Here is a 10,456-nt window from a genome sequence, read left to right on the forward strand (position 1 = left end):
GCGGCCCGCCGCCCGGCTCCACCCCGGCACCGCCCCCGCCCACCGGCGGCTGGGTCGCCCAGCTCGCCTCCGTACCGAAGGCGGACGGCGCCGCGGCCCGCGAGCGGCAGGCCGCCGCCCTCCGCAAGAGGGGCATCTTCGCCCCGTACGTCGACAGCGACGACTGGGCGTCCCTGCGCGGCGGCTACTGGATGTTCCACCAGCCCGGCTTCCCCGACGGCGCCGCGGCCGTCAACTGGTGCCGCAGCTACGGGCTGACCAGCCGGAACGACTGCGTGGGCCGGTTCCTGAGCGACGATCCGGGCGACCGGAACGCGATCTGCCTCCCCGCGGGCGGCGGCGGCACGACGGGCCGCTGCGGCCGCTCCTGACCGGACGCGGGGGCCGTGAGTCCCCTCACACCCCGGGCGGGCCGGCCGCGGCCCGGATCACAGCGCGTCGAGGAACCCGAGCGCGAGCCGCCAGGTTTGCTCCGCGGCCTCGGCGTCGTGGTCCGGCAGGTCCGGGTCGGTGAACAAGTGGCCCGCGCCCGGGTAGCGGTAGACCTCGACGTCGGCGCCGGCCTTGCGCATCCGGAGGTACCAGGCGGTCAGCCAGTCGTGCGACTCGAAGGGGTCCGGGTCGGCGACGTGCAGCTGGACGGGCAGCTCGTCCACGGACGCGTCGTCGGCCAGGTCCGAGGTACCGTGCAGGAGCAGGAGGCCGCGCGCCTTGTCGTCGGCCAGCGCCAGGTTCTGCGCGAGGGAACCGCCCAGCGAGAAGCCGGCGTACACGAGACCCCGGTCGGAGAGCGGGGCGGCGGCCGCGACGGCCCGCTTCAGCAACTCGTCGTTGCCGATCCGGTCGCGGATCGCGAGCCCCTCCTCCGTCGACTCGGCGGTTTGACCCTCGAAGAGGTCGGGCACGTGCACCTGGTGCCCGGCGGAGCGCAGCCGATCGGCGGCCGCCGTGACCACGGGCCGCACTCCGTACGTCGAATGGAAAAGCACGATGTCCATGGCACCATCGTGCCAGTTAGCGTCGGGAGACATGGAAAACGTACTGCGTCCGCTCATCGTTCTCGGTGGCTCGGTCATCGTCACGCTGGCCCTGGGCTGGATCGTCGACCTGTTGTTGCGACGGACCGACGCCCGCCACCACGAGACCCCGCTGTGGGGCCGGCTGCGCGCCTGCCGCATACCGCTGCAGCTCGTCCTGGTCACGGCGCTGCTCCGCGGCTCCTACCGGCAGCTCGAACTGGGGCTGATCAACGACCACGAGGCCGGCATCGGACAGGTGCTCTCCCTGGTCCTGATCGGCGCCTCGGCCTGGCTGGTCATCAGGATCGGCGTCGCGATCGTGGAGTCGTCCTACTCGCGGTACGCCGCCGGCAGCCGCGACGCCGCCCGGGTCCGCCGGGTCCGCACCCAGGTGACGCTGATCAGCCGGGTCCTCACGGCCGTGGTCGGCACCATCGCCGTGGCCGCGATGCTCCTGACGTTCCCCGAGATGAAGGCGGTCGGCACCTCGATGCTGGCCTCCGCGGGCATCATCGGCGTCGTCGCCGGTGTGGCGGCGCAGTCCACGCTCGGCAACCTCTTCGCCGGCTTCCAGATCGCCTTCGGCGACATGGTCCGCATCGGCGACACGGTCGTGGTCGACGGGGAGTGGGGCACGGTCGAGGAGGTCACCCTGACGTTCCTCGCGGTCCGCACCTGGGACGAGCGGCGGATCACGATGCCGGTGTCGTACTTCACGTCGAAGCCGTTCGAGAACTGGTCGCGCGGAGGGGCGCAGATGACCGGCACGGTCTTCTTCCACCTCGACCACAGCGCCCCGATCCCGCTGATGCGCGAGAAGCTCCACGAGATCCTCAAGGGCTCCTCCGCCTGGGACGGCCGCGACTGGTCGCTCGCGCTGACCGACACCACGCCCAGCACCATCCAGGTCCGCGCGGTGGCCACCGCGAAGGACGCCGACGACATCTGGACGGTCCGCTGCGCGATCCGCGAGCAGATGATCGCCTGGCTGAACGAGAAGCACGCGTACGCCCTGCCGCGGATCTCCACCGCCCCGGCGGTCCCCCTGCCCAACCACCGCGGCCACTACGTCGACCTGCGCAAGCAGGCCGACGGCCCGGACCCGGAGGACGTGCAGGTCAGGACCGGTCGCGGCTGAGCCCGTACGACCCGCGAGCCAGGGGCCCGGAGACACCGCTCTCCGGGCCCCTCGCCGTGCCGCCGCGGGTCCGTGCGCTCCCCGCTCAGCGCAGACTGCGCAGGTCGAGGTGGGTGAGCACCCGGTCGGCGACTTCGGGGTCCATCCCCGGCTCGCCGCGCGCGGACAGCACCTCGTGGCGGGCGGCCGACATCATGTCCCGCTGCACCCGGCGCATCGTCTTGATCGACTTCGCGCGCTGCGAGTAGGCCTCCAGCCGTTCGGCCTCGACGATGTCCGGGCTGATCCGCGCCCCCATGTCGAAGGCCAGCCGGGTCAGCCGGTCGACGAGCTCCTCCGGCAGGTGCTCCTCGGCCACGACCTCCTTCAGCCGCCGCTTCGCCGCCTTCGTCGCCCGGACGGCCAGCTCCCGCTCCTGGTCCCGCTCGACCTCCGCGTCGGCCTGCACGTGCAGCTTCCCCACCAGCCAGGGCAGGGTGAGCCCCTGCACCACCAGCGTGGTGAGGATCACCACGAAGGCGATGAAGACGATCGTGTCCCGGGCCGGGAACGGGTCCCCGGCGTCGGTCTCGTAGGGGATGGCGATGGCGAGGGCCACCGACGCCACCCCGCGCATCCCGGCCCACCACATGACGACCGTCTCGCGGGTGCTGACCGGGATCTCCTCGTCGTAGTCGCGCAGCCGGTGCAGCTTCTTCGCCAGCCAGGCGGCCGGCAGCAGCCACAGGAGGCGCACGCCGATGACCACGGCGACCACCGCGCCGCCCCAGCCGAGCAGTTCGCCGAAGTGCCCGTCGGCGGTGCCGAAGACCTGGTGCAGCTCCAGGCCGATCAGCCCGAAGGCGACGCCGGTGACCATCGTGTCGACCACCCGCCAGAAGGTGTTCCCGGCCAGCCGCCCGAGGACGTCGTCGGCGTCGGCCCCCTTCTCGCCGATGACGAGCGCGGTGACGAGGACGGCGAGGACGCCGGAGCCGAGCAGCTCGTCGGCGAGCGAGTAGGCGAGGAACGGGACCAGCAGGCTCAGCCCGATCTGCAGCGTGGCGTCGTCGAGCATGCCCATCAGCTTCACCGTGGCCCAGCCCAGCGCCCAGCCGACGGCGAGGGCGACCACGGCGGACAGCACCAGCGAGCCGGCCGCCCTCGGCCAGGAGAACGAGCCGGTGAGCACGGCGGCGATCGCCACGTGGTAGAGCACGATGGCGGTGACGTCGTTGAACAGGCCCTCGCCCTCCAGGATCGACACCATCCGCCGCGGCAGGCCGAGCGTGCCGGCGACGGAGGTGGCGGCGACCGGGTCCGGCGGCGCGACCAGCGCGCCGAGCGCGACGGCGGCGGCCAGCGGCAGCCCCGGCACGAGCGCGTCCGCCACCGCCGCGACGGCCGCGGTGGTGACGAAGACCAGCGCGACGGCGAGCAGAAGGATGGGTCGGACGTTGGCCGCGAACTGCCGCCAGGAGGTCCGCTGGACGGAGGCGTAGAGCAGCGGGGGCAGGAGCAGCGGCAGGATCAGCTCCGGCGGGATGTCCACGTTCGGCACGAACGGCAGGAACGCCAGCACGATCCCCACCAGCGTCATCAGGACCGGGGCGGGCAGCCCGACCCGGTCCCCCAGCGGCACCATGAGCAGCGCGCCGAGCAACAGCGCGAACAGCAGCACCATCTGATCCACGGTCACACTCCGGGCAGTACGGACGGGACGAAGCGGGACGGATCACCCCGCGGGCCGACGGCCCAGCCTGTCACGTACCGCGCGGACGCCGGTCCCAACGCACCTGGGGTGTCCCGGGCGGATCGGGCCGGTACGGCCCCGGGGTCAGAGCGTGCGGCGCATCGCCCGGTGCTCGATCCCGGCGTCCGGGAACAGCGGACCGTAGGCGACGTAGCCCAGCCGCTCGTAGAAGCCGAGCGCGTGGGTCTGGGCGTGCAGGTCGACGGCCGTGAGGCCGCGCTCGCGGGCGGCCGCCTCGATGCCGCGGACCAGCGCGGCCCCGACGCCGAGGCCGCGGGCGGCGCGGCTCACCGCGAGCCGGCCGAGCGAGCCGACGCCCTCGTCGCCGGTCTTGCCGAGGGCCGGGGCGCCGGTGAGCAGCCGCCCGGTGCCGAGCGGCCCGTCGGGGCCGACGGCCAGGACGTGGACGGTGGACGGGTCGCGGTCGTAGGCGTCGTACTCGATGTCCTGGGGGACGCGCTGCTCGACGACGAAGACCTCCTTGCGGACCGCGAAGCACGCCTCCAGGTCCGCCGGGTCGACGGCCGTGCGCACGGTCACGGCGTCGGCGCTCACGCGTTGCTCTCCGCCTCGATCTTCGCGAGCGCCCGGCGCAGGTCCTCGGGGTACTCGCTGGAGAACTCCACCCACTGCCCGTCCGCCGGGTGCTCGAAGCCGAGCCGGACGGCGTGCAGCCACTGCCGGGTCAGGCCGAGCCGCTTGGCGAGGGTGGGGTCGGCGCCGTAGGTGAGGTCGCCGACGCAGGGGTGGCGGTGGGCCGACATGTGGACCCGGATCTGGTGGGTGCGGCCGGTCTCCAGCTTCACGTCGAGCAGCGAGGCGGCGCGGTAGGCCTCGATGAGGTCGTAGTGGGTGACCGACGGCTTGCCCTCGGCGGTGACGGCCCACTTGTAGTCGTGCTGCGGGTGGCGGCCGATGGGGGCGTCGATGGTGCCGCTCATCGGGTCGGGGTGGCCCTGGACCAGCGTGTGGTACCGCTTCTCGGGGACCCGCTCCTTGAACTGCCGCTTGAGCGAGGTGTAGGCCCGCTCCGACTTGGCGACGACCATCAGGCCGGAGGTGCCGACGTCGAGCCGGTGCACGATGCCCTGGCGCTCGGCGGCGCCCGAGGTCGAGATCCGGTAGCCGGCGGCGGCGAGCCCGCCGATCACGGTGGTGCCGGTCCAGCCGGGGCTGGGGTGCGCGGCGACGCCGACGGGCTTGACGATCACCACGATGTCGTCGTCGTCGTGGACGATCTCCATGCCCTCGACGGGCTCGGCGACGATCTCCACCGGGGCCGGGGCGCCGGGCATCTCGACCTCCAGCCAGGCCCCGCCGTGCACGCGCTCGGACTTCGCGACCACGGCCCCGTCGACCTGCACCTTCCCCGCCGCGGCGAGTTCGGCCGCCTTGGTGCGGGAGAAGCCGAACATGCGGGAGATGGCGGCGTCGACGCGCTCGCCCTCCAGGCCTTCGGGGACGGGCAGGGTGCGGATCTCGGGAGAAGTGCTCACCGTTACGAGTATGTCAGTCCTTGTGGACGGACCCGTCGGGGTCCAGGCCGCGGAAGGACAGGATGACGATCAGGATGCCGCCGCAGACGATCGCGGAGTCCGCGAGGTTGAAGACCGCGAAGTGCTTCGGGGCGATCATGTCGACGACCGCGCCCTCGAAGACGCCGGGCGCGCGGAAGATCCGGTCGGTGAGGTTGCCCAGCGCCCCGCCGAGCAGCAGGCCGAGCGCGATCGCCCAGGGCAGGCTGTAGAGCTTGCGGGCGAGCCGGACGATGACCACGATCACCGCGGCCGCGATCACCGTGAAGACGATGGTGAACGCCTCGCCCATGCCGAAGGCGGCGCCGGGGTTGCGGATGACCTCGAGCTTCAGCCAGTCGCCGAGCAGCTCGATCGACTTGTTCGTGGGCTCCATCTCGGCCACCACGACGATCTTGCTGACCAGGTCGAGGAGGTACGCGACGAGCGCCACGGCGAACAGCGCGGCGATCCTCCGCCTGCCCCTGGGCCGCTGCCCGTCCGCCGCCGCGGCGGTCTCCTCGGGCGTGTCGATGGTCGGCTCCGCCTCTGCCACGTGATGTCCCCTGCGTTCTCCGGGCCTGCGGATCGGTGGCCCGATCCACGACGAGGGTACGGCACTGACGTGCGAGCCCCGCGGCCCGCCGGGCCGCGGGCCGGGGCGGCGGACCGGGTGCCGCCCCTGCGGGGGCTCAGTGCCGGCGCTCCTGCTTCTGCTTGCAGTCGACGCAGAGGGTGGCGCGCGGGAAGGCCTGCATGCGGGCCTTGCCGATGGGGTTGCCGCAGCTCTCGCAGAGGCCGTAGGTGCCCGCGTCCAGGCGGTCCAGGGCGCGCTCGGTCTGCTCCAGGGTCTCGCGGGCGTGCGCGGCGAGCGCCATCTCGCTCTCGCGGGTGATGTTCTTCGTGCCGGTGTCGGCCTGGTCGTCGCCGGCCCCGTCGCCGGAGTCCCGCATCAGGCCGACCAGGGCCGCCTCGGAGGACTCCAGCTCGGCGCGGAGCCGCAGCACCTCGCTCTCCAGCTCGGCGCGGGCCTCGGCGACCTCGGCCGGGGTCCAGGGGTCCTCACCGCTGCGGACCGCGAGGTCGCCGGGGTCCGCGGCGGCGGCCCGCGCGGAGGGCACGGCGTTCTGGGGCTCGGTCACCGTGCCCGGGGTCTTCTTCGCAGCCACCGTCCTGGCTCCTGTCTGCTTCGCTGCCGAGGCCGCCGGCGTGCTCGCGGCGGCCTTCTTCGAGGTGGTGCTCTTCTTCGGGGTGGTGCTCTTCTTCGCCACCATGGCCGCGATCCTTCACATTGTGTGATATTGCCCGCGAATCGTTATGGGACGATAAATCGACTTCCGTCCCGCGGCAACGGGGACGCGCCGTGCGGCGCCGCGGGTCTGCACTCCGTTGTGCCCACCTCCCCGGCGGGTAATCCGCGCACTCGGCCGTACGGAGGCCCTTACACTGGCCTGAGCGAAAGGCATGGACGGGACGAGTAGCGCCGTACGCAGCCACGAGCGATCCGGGGACGGTGGGAGCCCGGAGGCGAGCGCGACGCGAAGATCACCCCGGAGCCGCCGGAAGAAAGCCGCAGCGCGGTGACTAGACCCGGCCTCGCTGCCCCAATGAGGGGGCCCGCCCGCGCGCACGCGCACCGGCGGGTCAAGGAGGGTGGTACCGCGGGAGCGCGTTTCGGCTCTCGTCCCTCCGGACGGAGACGCGATCATTCCGCCGGAGGTAGTCCCTTGAGTACCGAGCCATCGACCACGCCGCAGGCCTCTCGCCCCGCGCTCTACCACCAGGTCCCCGCCCAGGTCGACCTCCCCGCCCTGGAGCACGCCGTGCTCGACTTCTGGCAGGAGGCGAAGGTCTTCGCCAAGAGCCTGGAGCAGTCCGAGGGCCGCCCCGAGTGGGTCTTCTACGAGGGCCCGCCCACCGCGAACGGCATGCCCGGCGCACACCACATCGAGGCCCGCGTCTTCAAGGACGTCTTCCCCCGCTTCCGGACCATGCGCGGCTACCACGTCGGCCGCAAGGCCGGCTGGGACTGCCACGGCCTGCCCGTCGAGCTCGCGGTGGAGAAGGAGCTCGGCTTCACCGGCAAGAAGGACATCGAGGCGTACGGCATCGCCGAGTTCAACGCCAGGTGCCGCGAGTCCGTGACCCGGCACACCGACGCGTTCTCCGCGCTGACGACCCGCATGGGCTACTGGGTCGACCTCGACGACGCGTACCGCACCATGGACCCGGACTACGTCCAGTCCGTGTGGTGGTCGCTGAAGGAGATCTTCAAGAAGGACCTGCTCGTGCAGGACCACCGGGTGGCCCCCTGGTGCCCCCGCTGCGGCACGGGCCTCTCGGACCACGAGCTCGCGCAGGGCTACGAGACCGTCGTCGACCCCTCGGTCTTCGTCCGCTTCCCTCTCACCTCCGGTCCGCTCGCGGGCGAGGCAGCGCTCCTGGTGTGGACGACGACCCCCTGGACCCTGGTGTCCAACACGGCCGTCGCGGCCCACCCCGACGTCCGCTACGTCGTCGCCACGAACGGCGACGAGCAGCTGGTCGTCGCCGAGCCCCTCCTGGAGAAGGCCCTCGGCGAGGGCTGGGAGGCGACGGGCCGGACCTTCACCGGCGCCGAGATGGAGCGCTGGAACTACCGACGTCCGTTCGAGCTCGTGGAGTTCCCGGAGCCGGCGGCGGGAGCGGGCGCGTACAGCCCCTCCGGAGCGCACTACGTCGTCAACGCCGAGTACGTCACCACCGACGACGGCACCGGGCTCGTCCACCAGTCCCCCGCGTTCGGCGCCGAGGACCTGCAGGTCTGCAAGGCCTACGGCCTGCCCGTGGTCAACCCGGTCCGCCCCGACGGCACGTTCGAGGAGGAGCTGGACCTCGTGGGCGGCGTCTTCTTCAAGAAGGCCGACGAGAAGCTCACCGAGGACCTCGACGCCCGCGGCCTGCTGTTCCGCCACGTCCCCTACGAGCACAGCTACCCGCACTGCTGGCGCTGCCACACCGCGCTGCTCTACTACGCGCAGCCGTCGTGGTACATCCGGACCACCGCCGTCAAGGACGCGATGCTCCGGGAGAACGAGGCGACCAACTGGTTCCCCGACTCCGTCAAGCAGGGCCGCTTCGGCGACTGGCTCGACAACAACATCGACTGGGCGCTCTCCCGCAACCGCTACTGGGGCACCCCGCTGCCGATCTGGCGCTGCGAGGACGACCACCTCACCTGCGTCGGCTCGCTCGCCGAGCTGTCCGAGCTGAGCGGCACCGACCAGTCGGCCCTGGACCCGCACCGCCCCTACATCGACGCGGTCACCTTCCCCTGCACCGCCGACGGCTGCACGCGCACCGCGACCCGCGTCCCGGAGGTCATCGACGCCTGGTACGACTCGGGCTCGATGCCGTTCGCGCAGTGGGGCTACCCGTACAAGAACAAGGAGCTCTTCGAGAAGCGCTACCCGGCGCAGTTCATCTCGGAGGCCATCGACCAGACCCGCGGCTGGTTCTACACGCTGATGGCCGTCGGCACCCTGGTCTTCGACAGGTCCTCCTACGAGAACGTGGTCTGCCTCGGCCACATCCTCGCCGAGGACGGCCGCAAGATGTCCAAGCACCTGGGCAACACCCTGGACCCGATCCCGCTGATGGACCGCCACGGCGCGGACGCCGTCCGCTGGTTCATGGCGGCCGGCGGCTCGCCCTGGGCGGCCCGCCGGGTCGGCCACGGCACGATCCAGGAGGTCGTCCGCAAGACGCTCCTGACCTACTGGAACACCGTCGCCTTCCAGGCCCTGTACGCCCGCACCTCGGGCTGGGCCCCGAGCGCCGCGGACCCGGCCCCCGCCGACCGCCCGCTCCTGGACCGCTGGCTGCTGTCCGAACTCCACGCGCTCACCGACCAGGTGACCAAGGCCCTGGAGGCGTACGACACCCAGCGGGCCGGCAAGGCGCTCTCCGCGTTCGTCGACGACCTGTCCAACTGGTACGTCCGCCGCTCGCGCCGCCGCTTCTGGCAGGGCGACGACGCCGCGCTGCGCACCCTGCACGACGTGGTGGAGACCGTCACCCGGCTGATGGCCCCGCTGACGCCGTTCATCACCGAGCGGGTATGGCAGGACCTGGTCGTGCCGGTCACCCCGGACGCCCCGGAGTCGGTGCACCTGTCCTCCTGGCCGGAGGCGGACCTCACCGCGGTCGACCCGGACCTGTCCCGGCGCATGGCGCTGGTGCGGCGGCTGGTGGAGCTGGGCCGGGCCACCCGCGCGGAGTCGGGCGTGAAGACCCGTCAGCCGCTCTCGCGCGCCCTGGTCGGCGTGCACGGCTTCGAGACCCTGGACGCCGAACTGCGCGCCCAGATCACCGAGGAGCTCAACGTCACCTCCCTGGCCTCGCTGTCCGAGGTCGGCGGCTCGCTGGTCGACACCACGGCCAAGGCGAACTTCCGCGCGCTCGGCAAGCGCTTCGGCAAGGGCGTCCAGGCCGTCGCCAAGGCCGTCGCCGAGGCCGACGCGGCCGCCCTGTCCCTCGCCCTGCGCGAGGGCACGGCGAGCGTCGAGGTGGACGGGGAGACGGTCGCCCTGTCGCCCGAGGAGGTCATCGTCACCGAGACGCCCCGCGAGGGCTGGTCCGTGGCCTCGGACGCGGGCGCGACGGTCGCCCTGGACCTGGAGATCACCGAGGAGCTGCGGCGGGCCGGGCTCGCCCGCGACGCCATCCGGCAGATCCAGGAGGCCCGCAAGAACAGCGGCCTCGACGTCGCCGACCGGATCACGGTCCGCTGGGCGTCCACCGACGCGGACGTGAGCGCGGCCCTCACCGAGCACGCCGCGCTGATCGCCGACGAGGTGCTCGCCCCGGACTTCGCCGCCGGCGACCCGGACGACACCTTCGGCCCGGCGTTCCGGGACGACAACCTGTCGCTGACGTTCCACCTGCGCAAGGTGTAGCCCCCCCCCCGGCACGCAGCGAGGGCCCGGCACTTCTCCGCGAGAGGTGCCGGGCCCTCGTCGTCCGCCGGGCCGCCGGCGGTCGCGGGCACGGCGAAGGGCCGGGCCCCTGGATC

At 72.6% G+C, this 10,456-nt stretch carries 8 protein-coding genes and 1 pseudogene; 3 read left to right on the plus strand and 6 right to left on the minus strand.

The annotated features are described in order from the left end of the window. A pseudogene (locus ACFWEG_RS26070) lies at positions 1–371 on the plus strand (serine/threonine protein kinase); the annotation flags it as partial. 57 nt (positions 372–428) lie between these two features. Here the strand turns inward: ACFWEG_RS26070 and ACFWEG_RS26075 are convergent. Beyond that, positions 429–998: a dienelactone hydrolase family protein gene (locus ACFWEG_RS26075; protein WP_387219742.1), complete on the minus strand. Its 570-nt coding sequence runs from the start codon at positions 996–998 to the stop codon at positions 429–431. Positions 999–1,029: 31 nt separating this feature from the next. Between ACFWEG_RS26075 and ACFWEG_RS26080 the strand changes: the two genes are divergently transcribed. After that, complete coding sequence (locus tag ACFWEG_RS26080; protein WP_387219745.1) at positions 1,030–2,157, plus strand: mechanosensitive ion channel family protein; 1,128 nt, start codon at positions 1,030–1,032, stop codon at positions 2,155–2,157. Positions 2,158–2,242: 85 nt separating this feature from the next. On the opposite strand, the gene ACFWEG_RS26085 is transcribed toward ACFWEG_RS26080, so the two are convergent. The 5 genes from ACFWEG_RS26085 to ACFWEG_RS26105 all read right to left on the minus strand — a co-directional run bounded on the left by ACFWEG_RS26085 (position 2,243) and on the right by ACFWEG_RS26105 (position 6,677). Next, positions 2,243–3,829, minus strand: coding sequence for a Na+/H+ antiporter (locus tag ACFWEG_RS26085; protein WP_387219747.1), 1,587 nt, complete (start codon positions 3,827–3,829; stop codon positions 2,243–2,245). A gap of 144 nt (positions 3,830–3,973) precedes the next feature. Beyond that, positions 3,974–4,444, minus strand: coding sequence for a GNAT family N-acetyltransferase (locus tag ACFWEG_RS26090; protein ID WP_387219750.1), 471 nt, complete (start codon positions 4,442–4,444; stop codon positions 3,974–3,976). After that, the gene (locus ACFWEG_RS26095; protein ID WP_387219752.1) at positions 4,441–5,385 is read right to left on the minus strand and encodes an RluA family pseudouridine synthase; all 945 of its coding nucleotides are present in this window, start codon (positions 5,383–5,385) and stop codon (positions 4,441–4,443) included. Before ACFWEG_RS26095 ends, ACFWEG_RS26090 begins: the two co-directional genes overlap by 4 nt. Before the next feature lie 13 nt (positions 5,386–5,398). Further along, positions 5,399–5,959 carry a signal peptidase II gene (lspA, locus tag ACFWEG_RS26100; RefSeq protein ID WP_387219755.1) on the minus strand — a complete coding sequence of 187 codons (561 nt, stop codon included), beginning with the start codon at positions 5,957–5,959 and terminating at the stop codon, positions 5,399–5,401. A gap of 136 nt (positions 5,960–6,095) precedes the next feature. Next, the gene (locus tag ACFWEG_RS26105) at positions 6,096–6,677 is read right to left on the minus strand and encodes a TraR/DksA family transcriptional regulator (RefSeq protein WP_387219757.1); all 582 of its coding nucleotides are present in this window, start codon (positions 6,675–6,677) and stop codon (positions 6,096–6,098) included. A gap of 453 nt (positions 6,678–7,130) precedes the next feature. On the opposite strand from ACFWEG_RS26105, the gene ileS reads away from it, so the two are divergent. After that, complete coding sequence (gene ileS / locus ACFWEG_RS26110) at positions 7,131–10,340, plus strand: isoleucine--tRNA ligase (protein WP_387219760.1); 3,210 nt, start codon at positions 7,131–7,133, stop codon at positions 10,338–10,340. The last annotated feature ends 116 nt before the right edge of the window (positions 10,341–10,456 follow it).

This window comes from Streptomyces sp. NPDC060194 (genome assembly GCF_042728285.1).
Lineage (GTDB): Bacteria > Actinomycetota > Actinomycetes > Streptomycetales > Streptomycetaceae > Streptomyces.

Bases quoted from the DNA above. Each gene is read 5' to 3' on its own strand.
- ACFWEG_RS26075 (WP_387219742.1), bottom strand. From the start codon at position 998: ATGGACATCGTGCTTTTCCATTCGACGTACGGAGTGCGGCCCGTGGTC.
- ACFWEG_RS26080 (WP_387219745.1), top strand. From the start codon at position 1,030: ATGGAAAACGTACTGCGTCCGCTCATCGTTCTCGGTGGCTCGGTCATC.
- ACFWEG_RS26105 (WP_387219757.1), bottom strand. From the start codon at position 6,677: ATGGTGGCGAAGAAGAGCACCACCCCGAAGAAGAGCACCACCTCGAAG.